Genomic DNA, 21406 nt, shown 5'->3' with positions numbered 1-21406 from the left:
GCCGAGTTCCTTCTGGATCAGGCCTTCCTGGAGGCCGACCAGCGCGGTGGCGTGCGTCAGGTTCGGGAAGTAGCCGATCCGCACCTCGGAGGCCGACAGCTTCGCGCCGTCCGTGGCGGCGGCGTTCGCGGCCTTGCCGCCCTCGTCCTTCTTGGCCTCGGAGCCGTAGCCGCACGAGGCGAGCGCGCCGATCAGGAGCGGCAGCGCGGCGGCGGCGACGACACCGCGGCGCAGGGTGGTGCGGGTGGTACGCGTGCTACGGGTGGTGGCAGGCACGGGAGGACTTCCTCTCGTGACGCGGTCATCTCATGACGCACGTCTTCGTCTGTGGAGCAGGGGCGGGTACGGCTCGTGGGGGGTGTGGGCGCGTGGGCGTGATGCCGGCGGCAATTCAGTCATCGCGCACATCGCGCCACCCCTCCCTGGCCGCTGCCGAGGCGGCCGCTGCCTACACGGCCGCCCTCCTTGGCGAAGGTGGAGTAGATGTCGGAGAGCATGATCTAGAAGTCCCACCCTTCCTCGTCCGCCTGAACGGTGGTCTCGCCCTTGGAGGCGAAGGACTCGCCGGCCATGCCCGCCGCCAGGGTGGTTCCGTCGGCCGGGTCGATCAGCAGGAAGGACCCGGTGCGGCGCGAGTCGGCGTACGCGTCGAGCGCGAGCGGCTCGGCGGTACGGACGACCACGCGGCCGATGTCGTTGGCCACGAGCTGCCCGGGGTCCGGGTGCTGGGACAGGTCGTCCAGGGTCAGCCGCGAGGGGATCTCCTTGACGATCGCCTTGACCGTGCGCGTCGTGTGCTTGATCAGCACCCGTGCGCCGACGGAGAGGGGCTGGTCGGCCACGTGGCAGACCGTCGCCTCGACGTCCTGCGTGGTGGCCGGGGCGTTCGCGGACGGCGCGATCAGGTCGCCGCGCGAGATGTCGATGTCGTCCGCCAGACGCAGCGTCACCGACTGCGGGGCCCAGGCGATGTCAACGCTCTCGCCGAGCGCGTCGATGCCCACGATCGTGCTCGTACGGCCCGAGGGCAGGACGGTCACGGCCTCGCCGACGCGCAGCACGCCGGAGGCGATCTGGCCCGCGTAGCCGCGGTAGTCGGGGTGCTCCGCGGACTGCGGGCGGATCACGTACTGCACCGGGAAACGCGCCGGGCAGGCGGTGAGGTCGTGGCTGACCGGGACGGTCTCCAGGTGCTCCAGCACCGTCGGGCCGCCGTACCAGTCCATGTTGGCGGAGGGCTCCACGACGTTGTCGCCGGCCAGCGCCGAGATCGGGATCGCGGTGATCTCCGGGACGCCCAGGTCCGAGGCGTACGCGGTGAACTCCTCGGCGATCGATGCGAAGACCGCCTCCTCGTAGCCCACCAGGTCCATCTTGTTGACGGCCAGGACCACGTGCGGGACGCGCAGCAGCGCGGCCACGGCCGCGTGCCGGCGGGTCTGCTCGATCACGCCGTTGCGGGCGTCCACGAGGACCACGGCCAGGTCGGCGGTGGAGGCGCCGGTGACCATGTTCCGGGTGTACTGCACGTGCCCCGGGGTGTCCGCGAGGATGAACCGGCGGCGCGCGGTGGCGAAGTAGCGGTACGCGACGTCGATGGTGATGCCCTGCTCCCGCTCGGCCCGCAGGCCGTCGGTGAGCAGCGCGAGGTCGGGGGCCTCCTGGCCGCGCTGGGCGGAGACGGCCTCGACGGCCTCCATCTGGTCGGTCAGGACCGACTTGGAGTCGTGCAGCAGCCGGCCCACCAGGGTGGACTTGCCGTCGTCGACGGAACCGGCGGTCGCGAAGCGCAGCAGCGTGGTCGCCGACAGATCGGCGAACTGCTCGGTGGTGGAGGTCATTTCTAGAAGTACCCTTCGCGCTTGCGGTCTTCCATCGCGGCCTCGGACATCTTGTCGTCGGCGCGGGTCGCGCCCCGCTCGGTGAGGCGGGAGACGGCGATCTCGGCGATCACGGCGTCCAGCGTGGTGGCGTCGGAGTCGACGGCGCCGGTGCAGGACATGTCACCCACGGTGCGGTAGCGGATCAGGCGGGTCTCGGGGACCTCGCCCTCCTTGGCGCCGCCCCACTCGCCGGCCGTCAGCCACATGCCGTTGCGCAGGAACACCTCGCGCTCGTGGGCGAAGTAGATCTCCGGCAGCTCGATGCCCTCGCGGGCGATGTACTGCCAGACGTCCAGCTCGGTCCAGTTGGAGAGCGGGAAGACGCGCACGTGCTCACCGGGCGCGTGGCGGCCGTTGTAGAGCTGCCACAGCTCGGGGCGCTGGCGGCGCGGGTCCCACTGGGAGAACTCGTCGCGGAGGCTGAAGACCCGCTCCTTGGCGCGGGCCTTCTCCTCGTCGCGGCGGCCGCCGCCGAAGACGGCGTCGAACTTGAGGCTCTGGATGGCCTCGGTCAGCGGGACGGTCTGCAGCGGGTTGCGGGTGCCGTCCGGACGCTCGCGCAGCTTGCCCGCGTCGATGTAATCCTGGACGGACGCCACGTGCAGGCGCAGGCCGTGCTTCTCGACCGTGCGGTCGCGGTACTCCAGCACCTCGGGGAAGTTGTGGCCCGTGTCGACGTGCAGCAGCGTGAAGGGGACCGGCGCCGGCGCGAACGCCTTCAGCGCCAGGTGCAGCATGACGATGGAGTCCTTGCCGCCGGAGAACAGGATCACCGGCTTCTCGAACTCGCCCGCCACCTCGCGGAAGATGTGCACCGCCTCGGACTCCAGCGCGTCGAGGTGCGACAGCGCGTACGGGGCGTCGGAGCCGGGATCGGTGTGCAGGTGTGCGGCCGTGGTCATGCCAGACCCCTCTCGGTGAGCAGCGCGTGCAGGGCCGAGGCCGACTCCTGCACGGTCTGCGTGTGCGACTCGATACGGAGGTCTGGGGACTCCGGTGCCTCGTACGGGTCGTCGACCCCGGTCAGACCGGAGATCTCGCCCGCCGCCTGCTTGGCGTACAGGCCCTTGACGTCACGCTCGGAGCAGACCTCGACCGGGGTGGCCACGTGGACCTCCAGGTACGAGGTGCCCTCGGCGGCGTGCCGCTTGCGGACGGCCTCACGGCTGTCTGCGAACGGCGCGATCACCGGGACGAGTGCCTTCACGCCGTTGGACGCGAGGAGTTCGGCGACGAAACCGATCCGCTGCACGTTGGTGTGCCGGTCCTCGCGGCTGAAGCCGAGTCCGGCGGAGAGGAACTCGCGGATCTCGTCACCGTCGAGGACCTCCGCGCGGTGGCCCTCGGCGCGCAGCCGCTCGGCCAGCGCGTAGGCGATGGTGGTCTTGCCCGCGCTCGGCAGCCCGGTCAGCCACACGGTGGCGCCCTGGTCGCTCACGCTCATCTGCTTCGTCTCCGTAAGTTCCGTACGTTCGGTCGTCATCAGCCGTGCAGCCCGCACTCGGTCTTGCCCCGCCCGGCCCACCGGCCGGCCCGCGCGTCCTCGCCCTCCGCCACGCGGCGGGTGCAGGGGGCGCAGCCGACGGAGGCGTAACCGTCCATCAGCAGCGGGTTGGTGAGCACCCCGTGCTCGGCGACGTACGCGTCCACGTCGTCCTGGGTCCAGCGGGCGATCGGCGAGACCTTGACCTTCCGCCGCTTCTCGTCCCAGCCGACGACCGGGGTGTTCGCCCGGGTGGGGGACTCGTCGCGGCGCAGGCCCGTCGCCCACGCGTCGTACGCGGTCAGGCCCTCTTCCAGCGGCTTGACCTTGCGCAGCGCGCAGCACAGGTCGGGGTCGCGGTCGTGCAGCTTCGGGCCGTACTGCGCGTCCTGCTCGGCCACCGTCTGGCGCGGGGTGAGCGTGATGACGTTGACGTCCATCACGGCGTCGACCGCGTCACGGGTGCCGATGGTCTCCTCGAAGTGGTAGCCCGTGTCGAGGAAGACCACGTCCACACCGGGGCGGACGCGCGAGGCCAGGTGGGCGACGACCGCGTCCTCCATGGAGGAGGTCACGGCGAACTTCCCGCCGAAGGTCTCGGCCGCCCAGCGCAGGATGTCCAGCGCGGAGGCGTCCTCCAGGTCCCGGCCCGCCTGCTCGGCCAGTGCCTTGAGATCCACGTCCTTGAGACGCGCGTCTTGAGTGGCGGTCATGTCTCGTCCCCTCCAGCTGATTCGGACCGGATACCGCGGGACAGCAGCCCGAGGTACTTCAGCTGGAAGGCTCGGTTGCAGGCCCTGCATTCCCACGCGCCGTGGCCCGTCTCGTGGGGAAACAGGTCCTCGTCGCCGCAGTACGGGCAGTAGAACGGTGCGGCGCGCTCGCTCACGAGAGGCTCTTCTCGTCCGCGCGGGCGACCCACGCCGCGAAGCGCTCGCCGTCCTCGCGCTGCTCCTCGTAACTCTTGACGACCCGCTCGACGTAGTCGGGCAGACCGGCCGAGGTGACCTTGAGGCCGCGGACCTTGCGGCCGAAGCCGGCCTCCAGGCCGAGGGCGCCGCCCAGGTGGACCTGGTAGCCCTCCACCTGGTTGCCGTCGTCGTCGAGGACCAGCTGGCCCTTGAGACCGATGTCCGCCACCTGGATACGGGCGCAGGCGTTCGGGCAGCCGTTGATGTTGATGGTGAGCGGCTCGGCGAAGTCCGGCAGGCGGCGCTCCAGTTCGTCGATCAGCGAGGCGCCGCGCGCCTTGGTCTCGACGATGGCCAGCTTGCAGAACTCGATGCCGGTGCAGGCCATCGTGCCGCGGCGGAACGGGGACGGCTTGACCCGCAGGTCCAGCGACTCCAGCGCCTCGACCACCGAGTCGACCTGGTCGGCCTCCACGTCGAGCACGATCATCTTCTGCTCGGCGGTGGTGCGCAGACGGCCGGAGCCGTGCTGCTCGGCGACGTCCGCGATCTTGGTCAGGGTGGCGCCGTCCACACGGCCGACCCGGGGCGCGAAGCCGACGTAGAACTTGCCGTCCTGCTGCTGGTGGACGCCCACGTGGTCGCGCCACTGGCCGGTCGGCTGCTCGGGGGCGGGGCCGTCGGTCAGCTTGCGCTTCAGGTACTCGTCCTCCAGGACCTGGCGGAACTTGGCCGGGCCCCAGTCGGCGACGAGGAACTTCAGGCGGGCGCGGGTGCGCAGCCGGCGGTAGCCGTAGTCGCGGAAGATCGAGATGACGCCCTCGTAGACGTCCGGGACCTCGTCGAGCGAGACCCAGGTGCCGAGGCGCACGCCGAGCTTGGGGTTGGTGGAGAGACCGCCGCCGACCCAGACGTCGAAGCCCGGACCGCGCTCGGGGTGGTTCACGCCGACGAAGGCGACGTCGTTGATCTCGTGTGCCACGTCGAGCAGCGGCGAGCCGGAGATCGCCGACTTGAACTTGCGGGGCAGGTTGGAGAAGTCCTTGTTGCCCACGATGCGGCGGTAGATCTCGTCGATGGCGGGCGTGCCGTCGATGATCTCGTCCCGGGCGATGCCGGCGACGGGCGAGCCGAGGATGACGCGGGGCGTGTCACCGCAGGCCTCGGTGGTGGACAGGCCGACGGCCTCCAGGCGGCGCCAGATCTCCGGGACGTCCTCGATCCGGATCCAGTGGTACTGCACGTTCTGGCGGTCGGTGAGGTCGGCGGTGCCGCGCGCGAACTCCTCGGAGATCTCGCCGATGACGCGGAGCTGCTCGGTCGTCAGCCGGCCGCCGTCGATGCGGACGCGCAGCATGAAGAACTCGTCGTCCAGCTCCTCCGGCTCCAGGATCGCGGTCTTGCCGCCGTCGATCCCGGGCTTGCGCTGGGTGTAGAGGCCCCACCAGCGCATGCGGCCGCGCAGGTCGTTGGGGTCGATCGAGTCGAAGCCGCGCTTGGAGTAGATCGTCTCAATGCGTGTCCGCACGTTGAGACCGTCGTCGTCCTTCTTGAACTGCTCGTTGCCGTTGAGGGGCGTGTGGTGTCCGACGGCCCACTGGCCCTCGCCGCGGTGACGGCCGGTCTTGCGGCGCGCGGCGGCTGCGGGGGTCGCGGCTGCGGGCGTTTCGGGGGTGGCGGCGGCCATGGCGGTACGTCCTTCTTCGGCGGCTCAGGGCAAGGGCAAGGGCAGGGGGAGGCGGATCGGCGGCAGCGGCCCCTGTCAGGTCTGCGACTCTGAGCGGGTGTGGCTGATTCCCGCGCCGTTGCCGGGGTCGCCGGCGGGCAGGGCGGGACATCGGCCTCAGGGGGCTAGCGGGTGATCGGCGCGTCCGCGGCGGCGGGGACGGCGACGATGTGCGGCGTGGCTGGTTCCGTCAGCGCGCCGGACAGATGGCGCTGGACATGCGGCCGAGGTCGACGTGCCGCCGACTCACCAAGGCAATTCCAGCTCCATTCATGACGGAAGCGTGTCATGTGCCTCTTGGAGGAGTCCACTACTGTCCACGATTCGGACGAACTCGTCCCGCATCGTGGGATGACGTGACGGGGGTCACCTGCCGAAGCCGGCTCCGCCGGCCCCGGGGCTCCGCCCCAGCCCCCGCGCCTCAAACGCCGGCGGGGCTGAAAGGCGAGGTCAGGCTCCGGGCCAGGGGCCGGGGGCCGGGGTGTCTTCCTTCTCTTCCGTCTCCGTCTTGAAGACCTTGAAGCCGCGGCGCTCGTAGTTGCTCATCGCCGTCGGGCCGTCCTGGCTGCACGTGTGCACCCAGACGCGCCGGGTCGGCTCGCGGTCCGGCCAGCGCTCCGCGAGGGACCACGCCCGGGCGGTGCCCACCGACAGCAGGTGCCCGCCGATGCGGCGGCCGCGGAAGTCCGGGATGAGGCCGAAGTACATGATCTCCACCACACCGTCGTCCTGCGGGTCGAGCTCCACGTACCCGGCCGGCGTGCCGCGGTCGTACGCCACCCACGTCTCCACCCCCGGCCGCTCCAGCTGCTCCACCCACTGCGCGCGGGTCAGCGACAGCCGGTCCGTCCAGTGGATGTCGCCGCCCACCGACGCGTAGAGGAAGCGGCTGAACTCCGGGGAGGGGACCTCCGCCCGCGAGATCGTGATCTCGGGGCCCGGTACGGCCGCCGGGACGAGGTCCGACGGGGAGGTCATTTCCAGGGACCAGGTGGTGAGGGTGATGGTGCTCATGCCCTTCAGGGAACCACGCCGGGCCCCCCGCTCCCCAGGCGGGCCCTGATCACCGCGGGGGCGGTGGAGTGCGGGAGCAGTGCGGCCGGGTCCTCGGGGCGGATCAGCTCCACCTCCACGTCCTGCGCGAAGCGGTACGGCCGGTGGGTGAGCACGCCCGCGAGGTGGCGGCGTACGCGCGACAGCTCCGCGCGGACCGTCACCGTGCGCGTCGGGTCCCCGAACAGTTCCACGGCCAGCTCCGCCGCCGAGCGCCCCTGCGGGCTGTCCGCCAGCAGGAACAGCAGCTCCGCGTGGCGCGGGCTCAGCTCCTGCGACCAGCTCCCGGAGGACCCGTACACCGTCGCCGACCAGCCTCCCGCCCGGCTGAGGTCCACGACGATCCGCGTCGCCGCCGTGCTCGAACGCTCGGGCGCGACCTGCAGCAGCCAGCCGCCGGGCAGTGGCTCCACCACGCAGTCGCCGAGCCGCGGCACCCACACCCGGCCCGGCCCGAAGGTCTTCGGCAGCGGGATCCGCTCCGTGGGGGCCAGCCCCGTCACCGCCGCCGGCCAGCCGTCCGGGTCCACGGCCAGCGCCCGCCCCGGCAGTCGGGCCAGCAGCGGGGCCGCCACCGTCCGCAGCCGCTCCAGCGACTCCAGGTGCCGGATCCGCAGCTCCCGCTCGGCGAGCCGGGCCACCGAGGTCACCCACGCCAGCGTCGCCGGGTGCATCGTGGCCAGCGGGCCGCTGACGTCGACCACGCCCAGCAGCCGCCCGTCACGCGGGTCCCGTACGGGCGCCCCCGCGCAGGTCCAGTCGTGGTGGCTGGAGACGAAGTGCTCCGCCGAGAACACCTGCACCGGCCGGCGGGCCACGAGCGCGGTGCCCACCCCGTTGGTGCCGACCACGGCCTCGTCCCAGTCGGCGCCCACCGAGAAACCGAGCCGGTCCGCCTTGCGCAGGATGGAGGAGTGGCCCTCCCGCCACAGCAGCCGCCCGTCGGCGTCCGCGACGACCAAGATGTGCAGGGCCTCGTCCAGCGCGGGCAGTAGCCCCTCCCGCAGCACGGGCAGGACCTCCCGCAGCGGCGACCCGTGCCGCCGCTCCTCGGTCTCGGCGGCCGACAGCATCCGCGAGCGCGCGTCCCGGTCCGGGTGCACCCCACCGGCCAGCATCCGCCGCCAGGACTCCGCGATCTCCGGCCTCGGCGCGGCCGGCGGGCGGTCCCCGGCCAGCGCGGCCGCCCGCACCCCCTTGAGCAGGCGCGCCGCCGCCCGCGCGTCCATGGCCGAGATGCGTGCCACATCGACCGTGCTGCCTGTGGCGTCGGCCACCGGAACCTCCCCGTGCGAACAGGACGTACGACGCGAGCCGCCCGGGCGGGTGTGCGGGTTCCGCACCCTGGCGCCCCGGCGGACGGCTGCCGACTCAAAGGTTGCAACGGTATGCAACCCTCGCCAAGTCCCGGTCACCCGACCGAAACTGTCCGGACGCCGCCGAGCGGCGTGACAGCTCCTCCTCGGGGCTTCGGGTCAGAGGTGGTGCCGAGTCGGCGCGGCGCCACCTCTGTACCGGTCGACGGGCCCGGATCCAGGCTCGGAGCGGTTTGGGGACCGCAGGGGAGCCCGACGGGGGCTCCTCCCTAGCCCGCGATCCGCGCCCGTTCCACCACCGCGCCGAGGTCGAGGCTGTGCGGCAGCGTGCCGAAGGCCGTGCCCCAGTCGCCGCCCAGCCGGGAGGCGCAGAACGCGTCCGCGACCTCCGGCGGAGCCCAGCGCACCAGCAGCGATCCCTGCAGGACCAGCGCCATGCGCTCCACGACGCGGCGGGCCCGCGCCTCGATGCCGTCGAGGTCGGCGAGCTCCGTCAGCAGGTCCTTGATGGCCGAATCCAGCCGGTGGTCGGCGCCCCGGGCCAGGCCGACCTCTTGGAGGAAGGCGTTCAGCGCCTGGGGTTCGCGCTGGAGGGCGCGCAGGACGTCCAGCGCCTGTACGTTGCCCGAGCCCTCCCAGATGGAGTTCAGCGGGGATTCGCGCAGCAGTCTGGGCAGCCCGGACTCCTCGACGTAGCCGTTGCCCCCCAGACATTCCAGGGCTTCCGCGACCATCGGCGTACAGCGCTTGGTCACCCAGTATTTGGCGGCGGGCACGGCGAGGCGCAGGAAGGCCTTCTCCTGCTCGGTCCCGGCGTCGTAGGCGGCCGCCAGGCGCAGGGTCAGTGCGGTGGCGGCCTCCGACTCCAGGGCCAGGTCGGCGAGGACGTTGCGCATCAGCGGCTGGTTGATGAGCGGTGCTCCGAAAGCAGAGCGGTGCTCCGTGTGGTGCACGGCCTGCGTCAGCGCCTGGCGCATCAGCGAGGCCGAGCCGATGACGCAGTCCAGCCGGGTCGCCGCGACCATCTCGATGATCGTCCGCACCCCCCGGCCCTCCTCGCCCACCCGCCGCGCCCAGGTCCCGTCGAACTCCACCTCGCTGGACGCGTTCGACTTGTTGCCCAGCTTGTCCTTCAGCCGCTGGATCGCGAAGACGTTGCGCGTGCCGTCCGGCAGCACCCTCGGCACCAGGAAGCACGTCAGCCCGCCCGGAGCCTGCGCCAGCACCAGGAAGCCGTCGCACATCGGCGCCGAACAGAACCACTTGTGCCCGGTCAGCAGGTACTCGCCGGACGTGCCCAGCGGCGTCGCGGCCGTCGTGTTGGCCCGTACGTCGCTGCCGCCCTGCTTCTCCGTCATCCCCATGCCGAAGAGCACGCCGGCCTTCTGAGCGGCCGGCCGCAGCCCCTCCTCGTACACGTGCGAGGTCAGCCGCGGCTCCCATTCGGCGGCGAGCGCCGGATCGGTCCGCAGCGCCGGCACGGCGGCGTGCGTCATCGAGACCGGGCAGCCGTGCCCCGCCTCGGCCTGCGACCACAGGAAGAACCCGGCGGCGCGGCGCAGATGCCCGGCCGGCCGCCCCCAGGCGTCCGTGAGCCCGGAGGTCACGGCGTGCCCGAGCAGCCGGTGCCAGGCCGGGTGGAACTCCACCTCGTCGATCCGGTTCCCGTACCGGTCGTGCGTCCGCAGTTTCGGCGGATTCTCGTTCGCCTGCACACCCCATTCCTGGGCCTGCGAGGATCCTGCCGCACGCCCGAGGGCGGTGAGCTCCTCCCGTACCTCACCGAGGAGTTCGGGCTCCGCGGAGGCGAGGTGGCGTTCGACGCCCTCGGTGAGGGCCCGATCGCCGCCGTAGACGTCGTAGCCCACCAGAGGCGGGGCCTGGTTGCTGACTGTGTGGGTGGTGGCTGCCATGCGGATACCGTAAGGACGTGCAGCCAGCAAAAGAAACACCCGAGCGGATCCCGGGACCCCCAGGGCGGCTCCACCGGGCCCGCGCCCTCTACCGCAACGTCTCGAAGCGGAAGATGGGCTGGCTGCTACTGAAGGACACCGTCAACTCGTGCATCGAGTACCGCATCCTCGGCCTGGCGGCCGAGGCGGCGTTCTTCACGCTGCTCTCGCTGCCCCCGCTCTTCCTCGGCCTGCTGGGCCTGCTCGGCTACGTGGACGGCTGGACCGGCAAGACGACGGTGGCCAGCATCGAGGAGAACATCCTGGGCGCGGTCGGCACGGTGCTGTCCGACCGCGGCGTCAACGACATCGCCAAACCGATGCTCGACGACGTGACGGGACGCGGACGCCCCGACCTGATCTCGCTCGGCTTCGCCTTCGCCCTGTGGTCGGGCTCCCGCGCGGTGAACGTCTTCATCGACACCATCACCGTGATGTACGGGCTCGACGGGCAGCGCGGCATCGTCAAGACCCGGCTGCTGGCCTTCGTGCTCTACGTCATCGCGCTGGTGATCGGCGCGATCGTGCTGCCCCTGATGGTGGTGGGGCCGGACGCCGTGATCGAACTGGTCCCCTGGGGCACCAGCGTGATCGCGGTGCTGTACTGGCCGACCGTCACCCTGCTGTCCATCGTCTTCCTGACGACGCTCTACCACGTCTCCGTACCGGTGCGCTCGCCGTGGATCGAGGACGTGCCGGGGGCGCTGGTGGCGCTCGCCATGTGGGTCCTGGGCTCGTTCCTGCTGCGCATCTACCTCACCAACACCGTGGAGGGGCCGACGATCTACGGATCGCTGGCGGCGCCGGTGGCGGTGCTGCTGTGGATCGGCATCTCGGCCTTCGCGGTGCTGGTCGGCGCGGCCGTCAACGCCGCCATCGACCGGGTCTGGCCGTCCGTGGCCACGGCGGCGGCGCGCGAGGCCAACGAGCGGGCCCGGGAACTGGAGGCCGCGCAGCTGATCGCGCGGGCCGCGGCCTGGCGGGCCATGGCCGAGGGCGAGTCGGAGGACGACGAGGACGGCGGGATGCCGTCGGAGTTCCCGGAACGGTGGTCGAAGTTCCTGCCGCCGGAGGACTACTCCTCGCGGCTGCGCAAACACTGACCGGTACCCGGGAGGGCCGTGGATCCTCGCCCTGCGCCGGAGGGGTGTACGAGGAAGCACCCTCGGCGGCCGTACCCGGGCCGTACTGTGGCGGGCGCGGAGCAACGGCCGGATGGTGCTGCCCGACGGGTGCATGGACCTGCCGCCGACCAGGCGCACCTCGCACGCGAGGTGCGCGCGCTGGCCGGGACCACGCTGACCGCCTACGCGGCGGGCTCCGACGGGGCGGGCTCCGACGGGGAGGGCTCCAACGGGGCGAAGAGGGAGACGGCGCAGCCGTCCGGGTCGAGCACGACGGCGTAGCGCTGCCCCCAGAAGGCGTCCCACGGCTTCAGGTGGCCCGGGTACCCGGCCGCGGTCAGCTCCGCGTAGAGGGCGTCCACTTCGGCGGGGGAGTCGCACAGGAAGGCCAGGTCCCGGCTGCCGTCGCCGGTGGGGCGGGTCCAGGACGGGTCGAAGGAGCGGACGGTGTCCTCGGTGTCCCAGCCGATCCGCAGCCCGCCGGGCAGCGCGGCCTCCACGTGCGGCAGGCCGTCGGCCTCGGCCGGGACGTCCAGCCCGAGACGGCGGTAGAAGGCGAGCGAGGCGGCCATGTCGGAGACGACCAGGCCGATCATGTCGAGTCGTGGAGTCATGACGGCAGGCTAAGGGCTGTCCCGTAATCCCCGGCGGGCGCACGACGCCAGCTACGGCACCTCGCTGCATTGTCGGAACGCCCGAATACGCCCAGAAGGGGGGCGCCCCTCCGCCTTGCGATGCACCGCATCTGACGCCGTGCGCTGATCCACCGGGGATTACGGGACAGCCCTTGGGCAGGCCGGGTGGCGCGCGTCTTGAACGAAACGGACACCGCCGCACGCGGGGGCCGGGGGCTGGGGCCCTGGGCGCGGAGGCCCGTCGGCCTCAGCCCCTGCCGCGGGCGGCCACGATCGCGCACGCCAGCGCCAACGGCAGCTCCGCGCCCGCCGCCATCAGCAGCGCCACGCCCTGTCCGCCGGTCCCGGCCGAGGTCGTGACGTCGAACCAGGCGTCCATCACCAGCAGCGCGGCCGTGGCCGCCGCGACCGGGGACACCCGCGGGTCGCCCCGGCGCAGCAGCATCGCGGTCCCGGTCAGCCCGGCGGCCAGCATCAGGTCCAGACCGATCCACGCCGTGGCCCAGTTCGAGACCTCGGTCGTCTGCGGCGTCGTCTTCGCCAGCACCAGCACCCACGGGAGGAGCGCGACACCCGCACAAGTGAACACGGTGGCCGGCCGGGGGGTGCGCCAGGTGCGGGCCTGCGGGGCGACAAGTGCCATGGGTGCGGCTCTCCTTCCGTCCCGGCGGTCCGTCCCCCGGGCACACCACCAGCCTCGTCCGCCGCGCCGCCGGGATCACTGGCCCCACTGTCCGAACCGGTGGTGGTGCCAGGTACACCCCCGGCCGGATGCCAGCGCGATGGCAAACGCCTGACCAGTGCGATTACCGTACGGCGCATGGCACTTCGCGGCGCGCTGAGGCGTACGTACACCTGGACCGCGGCGCACGCACCGTGGTCGGCGTGGGCCCGGCGCAACACGGTCTTCACCACGGCCGCGATCCCGCCGGCCCTGCCCGCGCTCCTCGGTCTCACCTACGCGGCCGTGGCGCCCGGCCTCAGCCCGGTCCCGCTGCTCGCGGTGCTGGGGCTCTGCCCGTTGCTCACGGCGCTCCAGCGCAGCCGCTTCTGGGTGCTGCTCGGCCTCGACGTGCCGGACGTCGTACGGGAGAACCGCTGGTCGAGCCCGCGCGGGCTGGCCGAACGGGTGCGCTCCGAGGCGACCTGGCGGCAGTACGGCTACCACCTGCTCGTCAGCCCGCTCGCCGCGGCCGCGGCCGCGCTGGTGGTGCTGGCCTGGGCCTTCGGCATCGCGGCGGCGTCCGTCTACGGCTGGTTCTGGTTCCTGCCCGCGGACAACCGTACTCCCGGCTGGACCGGCGACTGCGACCTCGTCACCGTGGGCGGAGTCCTGCTGTTGCTCACCGCGCCCTGGCTCGCCGCCCTCTTCGCCCGGCTCGACGCCTTCGCCGCGGCCGCGCTCCTCGGCCCCAACCGGGCCCGCGAGCTGGAGCGGCGCGTCGAGGACCTCGCGGAGAGCCGGGCCGGGGTGCTGGACGCCGCCGATCTCGAACGCCGCCGGATCGAGCGGGACCTGCACGACGGAGCCCAGCAGCGGCTGGTCGCCCTCGCCATGAACCTCGGCATCGCGCGCGCCACGCTGCCCCATCTGCCGCCTGAGGCCAAGGCCGTCATCGACGAGGCGCACCGCCAGGCGAAGGAGGCCATCGAGGAGCTCAACAGCCTGGTACGGGGCCTGCATCCGGCCGTACTGGAGGACCGCGGGCTCGACGCGGCGCTCTCCGGGATCGCCGCCCGGGCCCCGTTCCCCGTGGAGTTGACCGTGGACATCGGGACGCGGCCGGGGGCCACCGTGGAGGCCGTCGCCTACTTCGTGGTCTCCGAGACCCTGGCCAACGTGGCCAAGCACGCCCGGGCGCGCCGCTGTTCGGTACGGGTCGTGCGCGCGGCCGCACCCGGCGGGGCCGGCCGCCGCGGGGACCTGCTGCGGGTCACCGTCACCGACGACGGGGTCGGCGGGGCCGACCCGGCCCGCGGAACCGGTCTGGTCGGCCTGCGCAAACGCGTAGGGTCGGTCGACGGAACCATCATGATCAACAGCCCCCTCGGGGGCCCGACCGTCATCACCGTGGAGCTGCCGTGCGGGCTGTGATCGCCGAGGACTCCGTCCTGCTGCGGATAGGACTCGTCAAGGTCCTCGAAATGGCCGGCTTCGAGGTGGCCGCCGAAACCGGGGACGCCGAGGGACTGCTCGCCGCCGTCGAGGAACACCGGCCCGAGCTGGCGCTCGTGGACGTACGGATGCCGCCCGGCTTCACCGACGAGGGGGTCCGCGCCGCCCTGATGATCCGCCGGCAGAGCCCCGGCACGGCGGTGCTGCTGCTCTCGCAGTACGTGGAGGAACGGTACGCCGCCGATCTGCTCGCGACCCCGAGCGGCGCCGGCATCGGCTACCTCCTCAAGCAACGGGTCGCCGACGTCGAGGAGTTCGTCGACGCGCTGCGGCGGGTCGCGTCCGGCGGCACCGCACTCGACCCACAGGTCGTCGCCCAGCTCCTGCTGCGGCGCGGCGGCGGACCGGACCCCCTGGAGCGGCTCACCCCGCGCGAGCGGGAGGTACTGGCGCTGATGGCCGAGGGCCGCTCCAACGCCGGGATCGCGGCCGAACTCGTCGTGAGCGAGAGCGCGGTGGCCAAACACATCAACAACATCTTCGCCAAGCTCGACCTGCCGCCGGCCGACGGCGACCACCGCCGGGTCCTGGCGGTCCTGCGCTTCCTGGACGGCACGCCGTGACGCCGGCCGCCGGACCGGCGCGAGCCCCGTCCCCCGCCCCGGCCGGCGCGACGGCCGCCACGCCGGCCCGCACGACGGCCGCCACGCCGGCGCCGGCCCCGGACCGCCCGGGGCAGCGGCTCGCCTGGACCGTCGCCGCGCTGCTGAGCGCGCTCCTGGTCGTGGCCCCCGCCACCTGGCAGGTGTGGTCCTACGCGACCGCCCGCAGCGGCACCCTGTCCGGAGGCAGCGGCGGCCGCCCGGTGGCCGCGCTGGAGATCGTGGGCGGGGACGCGGACGTCACCGTGAGCCCCCGTGGGGACGGGCAGGTCGGCTACCGCGCCACGATCGGCTGGTCGCTGAAGGCGCCCACCATCGAGGAGAGCTGGCTCGGCGACACCCTCCGGCTGACCCCGCACTGCCCCGGCGAGGAGTTCCTGCCCACCCTCGATGCCGGCTGCTCCGTCCAGCTCGGGGTGACCGTCCCGGAGGGCATCCCGGTGAAGGTGACGGCCGGGTCCGGCCACGTCCTCCTCAGCGGCCTGGGCGGCGCCGTCGACGCCGAGGTCGACTCCGGCCGGGTCGACCTCGCGGGGCTGCGCGGAGCGCTGCGGGCGAAGGTCGGCTCCGGCAGTCTGCGGGCCACCGGCCTCACCGGGACCCAGGCCGAGATCCGGGTCGGCTCCGGCCGGGCGGAAGCGGTCTTCGTCACCCCGCCGGACCAGGTGAGCGCCCGGGTCGGCTCCGGCCACCTCGCCCTCACCGTGCCCGCGGCCAGCCGCTTCCGGGTCCGCTGCGAGGCCGGCGCGGGCCACTGCCAGGTCCCGGACGACATGCGCGACGCCGGCTCCTCCCGGCGCCTGGACGTCGAGGCGGGCGTCGGCCGCGCCGTGGCCATGTACCCGGCCGGGCCGTGAACGTGCGCGGCACGGAAAAAGTCCACGGAAAAAGTCCGCGAAAAAGAAGTGGCCCTGTCCTACGGGACCTTGTTACGGTGGGTCCGTTCCCGCCGAGCCGGTGGAGGACGTCAGTAACGTGCATGACCCGGAGGTGAGTTCATTGATGACTGTCGCTGCGCAGGGCGCTGCCCGCACTCAGAAGACCATCAATGTCACTTCTGTGGTCTCCGGCTGACCTCACACCTCTTCGCGCGCCGCCATCGAGCGAGCGCACGCGGCCGGGGCCACCCTGTGAAGGGTTCCCCTTGTCTTTCTCGTCTTTCCCCGCTTCCTCCTCCGCTTCCTCCTCTTCTCCGTGGGCCCCGCTCTCGCACGCCCTCGCCCCCTTCGGCTGGGACGACGCGTGGGCGGCCGAGTTCGCCCCCTACGCCGAACAGGGTCTCGTGGCCGGCCGGGTCGTACGCGTCGACCGCGGTCAGTGCGACGTCATGACCGCGGACGGCATCGTCCGCGCCGACACCGCCTTCGTCACCCCGCACGACCCGATGCGGGTCATCTGCACCGGTGACTGGGCCGCCGTCGAGGCCGTCGGCACCCCGCGTTACGTGAAGGCGTACCTGCCGCGCCGGACCGCCTTCGTCCGGTCCACCTCCTCGCAGCGGTCCGAGGGGCAGATCCTCGCAGCCAACGTCGACCACGCGATCATCGCCGTATCCCTCGCCGTCGAACTGGACCTGGGGCGCATCGAGCGCTTCCTGGCCCTCGCCTGGGAATCGGGGGCGCAGCCGCTGGTCGTCCTCACCAAGGCGGACCTCGTCCCGGACCCGGTGACGCTCGGCCACCTGGTCGAGGACGTCGAGTCCACCGCGCCGGGCGTCCAGGTACTGACCGTCTCCTCCCTCACCGGAGAGGGCACGGACGTCCTCGCCGCCGTCGTCGCGGGCGGCACCAGCGTGCTGCTCGGAGTCTCCGGCGCCGGCAAGTCCACGCTGGCCAACGCGCTGCTCGGCGCGGAGGTCATGGAGGTCCAGGAGGCCCGAGAGGTCGACGGCAAGGGCCGCCACACCACCACGACCCGCAACCTGCTCGCCCTGCCGGGCGGCGGCGTACTGATCGACACGCCCGGGCTGCGCGGCGTCGGGCTCTGGGACGCCGAGACCGGCGTCGGCCAGGTCTTCTCGGAGATCGAGGAGTACGCGGAGCACTGCCGCTTCCACGACTGCGCCCACGAGGCGGAGCCGGGGTGCGCGGTGCTGGCCGCCCTGGACTCGGGGGAGCTGGCGGAGCGCCGCCTGGACAGCTACCGCAAGCTGCTGCGGGAGAACCAGCGGATCGTGGCCAAGACGGACGCGCGGCTGCGGTCGGAGATCCGCCGTGACTGGCGCCTCAAGTCGGCGGAGGGCCGCGCCAACTACGCGGCCAAGCGCGGCGCCCGCTCCTGACCCGCCCCGCCCCGCGGAGCCCCACCGGGGGTTCCGCGGGGCCCCCGCGGCTCCGCCCCGTACCCCGCGCCTCAAACGTCGGCGGGGCTGAAGGACGCGGGGCTCCGCCCCGGCCCCCGGTCCGCAAACGCCGGACGGGCTGAACGATCGCCTCAAACGCCGGCGGGGCTGGATTTCGGGGTCAGAGGCCCCACGCGTGGACGCGGTCGGGTGGATGCGGATCACTTCCGGGCTGAAGCGCGGGCCGAGCTCGCCAGACTCGCTGAAACCCTCGAATGTCCTCATGCCCGCAAGCCGCGCACCCGCCGACCCCACCCGCATCGGCCCGCGGCCGTAGCCGCGACGCAGCGGCACAGGGGTTGCTTTTCGGCCACTCTGCCGTCGCGGCGAGCCCGGCTCCGGCGTCGGCAGCAGCTGGGCAAATCGGGACCCTCGCCGTCCTTCCGGGCAGGTGGGAAGGGGTGTGGGAAGCGGTTCCGCCCGTGGTCGAGGTGTGCGTCGCGGCGCTGCCTCCGGCCAATCGGCAGGCACTTCGACAAGGGTCAACTCTGCATCCGGCAGCAGTGGTCCGCCCCGCGCGGGCCATGGAGAGGGGCGCGACCGCCCTTGCGCGGGCGGCTCGGGGGAGGGGTCCGGAGGGTCGGCGAGGGGCCTTCGGATGCCGTCCGGCCGGGACCGTACGGATCACGCCGACTCTGGCCGGCAGCCGTCGATTTCTGCTGTGCGACTGTTAAGTTGATCACGACTTATGTGACGCAGGGGGAACCGAAAATGGCGCCGCACGCCTTCCGACAAGATGGCATGACGTATTCACCCGGCATTCATTTCTGTTGTGTCTCGCCGGAGTTCCAGGTGTGATCGCAGGCCGAACCGTCTGCTTCCCTGGCTAAGTCTTCCGATCGCTCGACAGGTACGGGATCCCCCGTGCCCTCGGATCGGCATGTCCGCTGCCCGCCCGGCCCGGCGCCTCCTCGCGCACCGGCCGCGACGGAGATGTACGTACGCAACGCCCGCCGCTGAGCCACGCCCTGATTCAGGCCACTGCCGCCCGAGTCGAGGCCGTGCCGGCCCGCGGCTTCCACCGGAAAGGTCCACTCTCATGGATACGGCGGTCCTGCCGCACCTCCGCCACCGGCTGCTCGAAGACCTGTTCACCGAGCAGGTCCGCCGCAGCCCCGACGCCCTTGCCGTGATCGACGGCGACACCCGGCTGACCTACGCCGAACTGCACGAGCGCGCGGGCCTGTTGGCGGGCGGACTCGCCGCCCGCGGTGTGGTCCGCGAGACCCTGGTCGCCATGGCCTTCCCGCGGTCGGCGGAGGCCGTGGTGTGCACGCTGGCCATCGTCCTCGCGGGGGGCGCCTACCTGCCCGTCAACCCCGGGTTCCCCGGCGAGCGCCTGCGCATGATGCTGGAGGACTGCGGGGCCGACCTGCTGGTGTGCGCGCCCGGCCTGGAGGACACGCTGGCCCCGGCGGTCCCGGAGGGGATGCGGACCGTCACGCCGGAGGAGCTGGTCGCCGAGGGCCGCCTGGCCGGCCGTACCGCGCCGGCCGCCGCCGCGCCGAGGCCGCAGGACCGATCCCCGCTGGCGTACGTGATGTTCACGTCCGGATCCACCGGCCGCCCCAAGGGCGTGCTGGTGGAACAGTCCGGCATCGTCCGCCTGGTCAGGGACAGCGACTTCTACCGTTTCACCCCGCAGGACCGGCTGCTGCTGACCGGGGCCCTGGAGTTCGACGCCGCGACCTTCGAGATCTGGGGCTGCCTCCTCAACGGGGCGACGCTGTGCGTGGCGGACACCGAGACGCTGCTCGTCGCCTCCGCCCTGAAGGAGACCCTGCGCGAGCACGCGGTCTCCGTGATGTGGATGACCGCGCCGCTCTTCAACCAGACGGTGGACACCGATCCCGAGGTCTTCGCCGGCCTGGGCGCCGTCCTCGTCGGCGGCGACGTGCTCTCGGTACGGCACGTGCGCGCCCTGCAGGCCGTGCATCCGGGCCTGCGGATCATCAACGGCTACGGCCCCACCGAGAACACCACCTTCACCACCACCCATGAGATCGGGACCGACGAGCCCGGTGCCTTCCCGATCGGCCGTCCCGTCGCCGGCACCACCGTGCTCGTCCTCGACGCGGCCGGCGCCCCCGTGCCGCCGGGTGCGCAGGGCGAGCTCTACACCGGCGGGTCCGGGCTGGCCCGCGGCTACCTGGGCAGCCCGGAACTCACGGCACAGCGGTTCGTCACCATCGGCGGCGAGCGGTACTACCGCACCGGCGACCGCGTCAGCACCGACGCGCAGGGACTGCTGCACTTCCACGGCCGCGTCGACGACCAGGTCAAGATCCGCGGCCACCGCGTCGAGGTCAAGGAGGTCGAGGCGGCCCTGCTGGGCTGCCCCGGCGTCCGGGACGCCTGCGTGACCGTGGCCTGCGACGAGGGCGGCAAGCACCTCCTGGGACATGTCGTCCTCGCGGACGGAGCCACCGCGGCCGGCGTGGGCGAGGAACTCGCCGCCCGCCTGCCCGAGTACCTGCGGCCCGACCACCTCGTGGTCATGGACCGGCTGCCGCTCAACGCCAACGGAAAGGTGGACAAGGCCGCGCTCCCGTCGCCCACGCCGGCCGGCCCCGCCACCGCCCCCGACGGCGCGGCCCTCGCGGCCCTGCCCTCGGGCATGCGCCCCCTCGCCGTGCTGTGGGACACCGTGCTGCGCCTGAACGGACGGGTCCTCACCCCGCAGGACGACTTCTTCGCCCTCGGCGGCAACTCCCTCTCCGTCGGTGCGCTCATCGGCCGGCTCGCCGCCCGGGACGGCATCCGGCTCCCCTTCCGCGAGGTGTTCGAACACCGCACGCTCGCGGCGATGACGGAGGCCGTCGGCCGGTACGCCGCCGCACCCGCCGCCGCGCCCGGGCCGGCCTGGCCGCCCGCCCACATACCCGAGGGAACGCCCACCGTGCTGCACCCGCAGCAGCACGGCATGCACACCCACGCCCAGGTCGCCCCGGCCTCGGTCGCCTACAACGTCCCGCTGCGGGTGGACCTGGACGGCCGGCTCACCCCCGCGGAGGTCCGGTCCGCGCTCACCGAGCTGGTACGCCGGCACGACGCCCTGCGCACCCGGTTCCGCACCACCCCGGACGGGGTCCGCCAGGAGGTCCGGCCGGCCGGGCCGGTCCACCTCACGGAGTCCGACCTCGCCGCCCATCCGGACGACGCCCGGGTCCTGGCCGACTTCGTACGCCCCTTCGACCTGGGCACGGCGCCCCTGCTGCGGGCCCTGCTGGTGCGGCTCGACGACACCCGGCACCGGCTCTACCTCGACGTCCACCACATCGTCTTCGACGGGGTCTCCCTGCGCATCCTCGCCGAGGAGCTCACGGAGCTGCTCTCGGGCGGACCGCTGGCCGAGCCCAAGTGGGGCTACGCGGAGGCCTCCCGGTGGTTCGCCGACGGGCTGGCCGACGGCTCGCAGGCGGCGGACGAGCGCTACTGGCTCGGCGTGCTCGCCGACCCGCCCCGGCTGGAACTGCCCACCGACCACCCCCGCCCGCCCGTGCGCGCGGAGGCCGGTGCCGTGGAGCGGCTGTCCCTGACCCCGGAGCGGGCCGAGGCGGTCGCCCGGATCGCCGCCGGCTCCTCCACCACCCCGTACGCGGTGCTGCTGACCGCCTACACCGCCGCGCTGATGCGGCTGTCCGGGCAGCGCGACGTGGTGTGCGGCAGCCCCATGAGCGGCCGGGTCCGGCCCGAGGTCGAGACGGTCGTCGGCATGTTCGTCAACACCGCGGTCCTGCGGCTGACCGTGCCCGAAACGGCCACCCTCGCCGACCTGCTGACCGTCGCGCACGACCGCCATCAGGAGGCCCTGGAGCACCAGTCGTTCCCCTTCGACCAGGTCGTCGCCGGGCTCCGGCCGGAACGGGACACTTCCCGGCTGCCGCTGGTCGACGCCTTCTTCGCCCTGCAGAACATCGACTTCCACACCGTCGCCCGGGAGGGCGTACGGGCCGACGTGCACCTGCTGCACACCGGCACGTGCCGGTTCGACCTGAACCTCCAGGCGTTCCAGCGGCCCGAGGGCATCGTGCTCGAACTCGAGTACAGCACCGCCCTGTTCGCCGCGTCATCCGCGCAGTACCTGCTCGACAGTGTGGCCGGGCTCATCGACGATCTCGACCGCTCGCCGCACGCCCCGCTGTCCGGCCGGGTGGAGCCACCCACGACGGATACCTCCGCCCACGCCGACTTCACCTTCTAG

General features: G+C 72.7%; 18 protein-coding genes and 1 pseudogene. 6 read left to right on the top strand and 13 right to left on the bottom strand.

Going from position 1 to position 21406, the window contains the following annotated elements:
• From IF88_RS0123105 to IF88_RS0123065, 11 genes and pseudogenes are all read right to left on the bottom strand, one after another.
• Nucleotides 1-276 (bottom strand): annotated as a pseudogene (locus tag IF88_RS0123105) (sulfate ABC transporter substrate-binding protein); the annotation flags it as partial.
• 224 nt (nucleotides 277-500) lie between these two features.
• Nucleotides 501-1841: a sulfate adenylyltransferase subunit 1 gene (locus IF88_RS0123100; protein ID WP_030715649.1), complete on the bottom strand. Its 1341-nt coding sequence runs from the start codon at nucleotides 1839-1841 to the stop codon at nucleotides 501-503.
• Nucleotides 1842-1843: 2 nt separating this feature from the next.
• Nucleotides 1844-2785 carry a sulfate adenylyltransferase subunit CysD gene (cysD, locus tag IF88_RS0123095; protein WP_030715645.1) on the bottom strand — a complete coding sequence of 314 codons (942 nt, stop codon included), beginning with the start codon at nucleotides 2783-2785 and terminating at the stop codon, nucleotides 1844-1846.
• Nucleotides 2782-3327, bottom strand: coding sequence for an adenylyl-sulfate kinase (cysC, locus tag IF88_RS0123090; RefSeq protein WP_030715642.1), 546 nt, complete (start codon nucleotides 3325-3327; stop codon nucleotides 2782-2784). Before cysC ends, cysD begins: the two co-directional genes overlap by 4 nt.
• Before the next feature lie 38 nt (nucleotides 3328-3365).
• Nucleotides 3366-4079, bottom strand: a complete 714-nt coding sequence (locus tag IF88_RS0123085; RefSeq protein WP_030715639.1) for a phosphoadenylyl-sulfate reductase — start codon at nucleotides 4077-4079, stop codon at nucleotides 3366-3368.
• Nucleotides 4076-4255: a hypothetical protein gene (locus IF88_RS48080; RefSeq protein ID WP_078893063.1), complete on the bottom strand. Its 180-nt coding sequence runs from the start codon at nucleotides 4253-4255 to the stop codon at nucleotides 4076-4078. Before IF88_RS48080 ends, IF88_RS0123085 begins: the two co-directional genes overlap by 4 nt.
• Nucleotides 4252-5964: a nitrite/sulfite reductase gene (locus IF88_RS0123080; RefSeq protein ID WP_030715636.1), complete on the bottom strand. Its 1713-nt coding sequence runs from the start codon at nucleotides 5962-5964 to the stop codon at nucleotides 4252-4254. Before IF88_RS0123080 ends, IF88_RS48080 begins: the two co-directional genes overlap by 4 nt.
• A 229-nt stretch (nucleotides 5965-6193) precedes the next feature.
• Nucleotides 6194-6277, bottom strand: a complete 84-nt coding sequence (locus IF88_RS49370) for a putative leader peptide (protein WP_312847410.1) — start codon at nucleotides 6275-6277, stop codon at nucleotides 6194-6196.
• Between the two features lie 176 nt (nucleotides 6278-6453).
• The gene (locus tag IF88_RS0123075) at nucleotides 6454-7017 is read right to left on the bottom strand and encodes a GNAT family N-acetyltransferase (RefSeq protein ID WP_030715633.1); all 564 of its coding nucleotides are present in this window, start codon (nucleotides 7015-7017) and stop codon (nucleotides 6454-6456) included.
• Between the two features lie 5 nt (nucleotides 7018-7022).
• Entirely contained in the window at nucleotides 7023-8285 is a 1263-nt protein-coding gene (locus tag IF88_RS0123070) for a GAF domain-containing protein (RefSeq protein ID WP_051837396.1), read from the bottom strand.
• A gap of 356 nt (nucleotides 8286-8641) precedes the next feature.
• On the bottom strand, nucleotides 8642-10285 hold the full coding sequence (locus tag IF88_RS0123065; RefSeq protein ID WP_030715628.1) for an acyl-CoA dehydrogenase family protein: 1644 nt from the start codon (nucleotides 10283-10285) through the stop codon (nucleotides 8642-8644).
• Between the two features lie 17 nt (nucleotides 10286-10302).
• On the opposite strand from IF88_RS0123065, the gene IF88_RS0123060 reads away from it, so the two are divergent.
• Nucleotides 10303-11427, top strand: coding sequence for a YihY/virulence factor BrkB family protein (locus IF88_RS0123060; RefSeq protein WP_030715627.1), 1125 nt, complete (start codon nucleotides 10303-10305; stop codon nucleotides 11425-11427).
• A 203-nt stretch (nucleotides 11428-11630) separates the two neighbouring features.
• Here the strand turns inward: IF88_RS0123060 and IF88_RS0123055 are convergent, their stop codons facing one another.
• Both IF88_RS0123055 and IF88_RS0123050 read right to left on the bottom strand, forming a co-directional pair.
• Complete coding sequence (locus IF88_RS0123055) at nucleotides 11631-12062, bottom strand: VOC family protein (RefSeq protein WP_030715626.1); 432 nt, start codon at nucleotides 12060-12062, stop codon at nucleotides 11631-11633.
• A gap of 268 nt (nucleotides 12063-12330) precedes the next feature.
• Nucleotides 12331-12726 carry a hypothetical protein gene (locus tag IF88_RS0123050; RefSeq protein WP_051837388.1) on the bottom strand — a complete coding sequence of 132 codons (396 nt, stop codon included), beginning with the start codon at nucleotides 12724-12726 and terminating at the stop codon, nucleotides 12331-12333.
• Between the two features lie 177 nt (nucleotides 12727-12903).
• On the opposite strand from IF88_RS0123050, the gene IF88_RS0123045 reads away from it, so the two are divergent.
• The 5 genes from IF88_RS0123045 to IF88_RS0123025 all read left to right on the top strand — a co-directional run bounded on the left by IF88_RS0123045 (nucleotide 12904) and on the right by IF88_RS0123025 (nucleotide 21406).
• Nucleotides 12904-14178 (top strand): sensor histidine kinase, encoded by a 1275-nt coding sequence (locus IF88_RS0123045; protein ID WP_199808118.1) that lies wholly within the window; start codon nucleotides 12904-12906, stop codon nucleotides 14176-14178.
• Nucleotides 14166-14822: a response regulator transcription factor gene (locus tag IF88_RS0123040; protein WP_030715618.1), complete on the top strand. Its 657-nt coding sequence runs from the start codon at nucleotides 14166-14168 to the stop codon at nucleotides 14820-14822. Before IF88_RS0123045 ends, IF88_RS0123040 begins: the two co-directional genes overlap by 13 nt.
• On the top strand, nucleotides 14819-15718 hold the full coding sequence (locus tag IF88_RS0123035; RefSeq protein WP_030715616.1) for a hypothetical protein: 900 nt from the start codon (nucleotides 14819-14821) through the stop codon (nucleotides 15716-15718). The genes IF88_RS0123040 and IF88_RS0123035 overlap by 4 nt, the downstream gene beginning before the upstream one ends.
• Before the next feature lie 287 nt (nucleotides 15719-16005).
• Entirely contained in the window at nucleotides 16006-17142 is a 1137-nt protein-coding gene (gene rsgA / locus IF88_RS0123030) for a ribosome small subunit-dependent GTPase A (RefSeq protein WP_030715614.1), read from the top strand.
• 1099 nt (nucleotides 17143-18241) lie between these two features.
• Nucleotides 18242-21406, top strand: coding sequence for a non-ribosomal peptide synthetase (locus tag IF88_RS0123025; RefSeq protein ID WP_051837387.1), 3165 nt, complete (start codon nucleotides 18242-18244; stop codon nucleotides 21404-21406).

The organism is Streptomyces sp. NRRL F-2580, from assembly GCF_000720115.1.
Classification (GTDB): domain Bacteria; phylum Actinomycetota; class Actinomycetes; order Streptomycetales; family Streptomycetaceae; genus Streptomyces.
The sequence above is the reverse complement of the archived record's forward strand: the minus strand, read 5'-3'. Positions and strand labels throughout refer to the sequence as shown.

Excerpts from the sequence above, each read along its gene's own strand:
- IF88_RS0123075 (WP_030715633.1), bottom strand. The coding sequence starts at position 7,017 with ATGAGCACCATCACCCTCACCACCTGGTCCCTGGAAATGACCTCCCCG.
- cysD (WP_030715645.1), bottom strand. The coding sequence starts at position 2,785 with ATGACCACGGCCGCACACCTGCACACCGATCCCGGCTCCGACGCCCCG.
- IF88_RS0123055 (WP_030715626.1), bottom strand. The coding sequence starts at position 12,062 with ATGACTCCACGACTCGACATGATCGGCCTGGTCGTCTCCGACATGGCC.
- IF88_RS0123080 (WP_030715636.1), bottom strand. The coding sequence starts at position 5,964 with ATGGCCGCCGCCACCCCCGAAACGCCCGCAGCCGCGACCCCCGCAGCC.
- IF88_RS0123065 (WP_030715628.1), bottom strand. The coding sequence starts at position 10,285 with ATGGCAGCCACCACCCACACAGTCAGCAACCAGGCCCCGCCTCTGGTG.
- IF88_RS0123100 (WP_030715649.1), bottom strand. The coding sequence starts at position 1,841 with ATGACCTCCACCACCGAGCAGTTCGCCGATCTGTCGGCGACCACGCTG.
- IF88_RS0123085 (WP_030715639.1), bottom strand. The coding sequence starts at position 4,079 with ATGACCGCCACTCAAGACGCGCGTCTCAAGGACGTGGATCTCAAGGCA.
- IF88_RS0123070 (WP_051837396.1), bottom strand. The coding sequence starts at position 8,285 with ATGGACGCGCGGGCGGCGGCGCGCCTGCTCAAGGGGGTGCGGGCGGCC.
- cysC (WP_030715642.1), bottom strand. The coding sequence starts at position 3,327 with ATGAGCGTGAGCGACCAGGGCGCCACCGTGTGGCTGACCGGGCTGCCG.
- IF88_RS49370 (WP_312847410.1), bottom strand. The coding sequence starts at position 6,277 with ATGAATGGAGCTGGAATTGCCTTGGTGAGTCGGCGGCACGTCGACCTC.
- IF88_RS0123050 (WP_051837388.1), bottom strand. The coding sequence starts at position 12,726 with ATGGCACTTGTCGCCCCGCAGGCCCGCACCTGGCGCACCCCCCGGCCG.
- IF88_RS0123045 (WP_199808118.1), top strand. The coding sequence starts at position 12,904 with ATGGCACTTCGCGGCGCGCTGAGGCGTACGTACACCTGGACCGCGGCG.
- IF88_RS0123025 (WP_051837387.1), top strand. The coding sequence starts at position 18,242 with ATGGATACGGCGGTCCTGCCGCACCTCCGCCACCGGCTGCTCGAAGAC.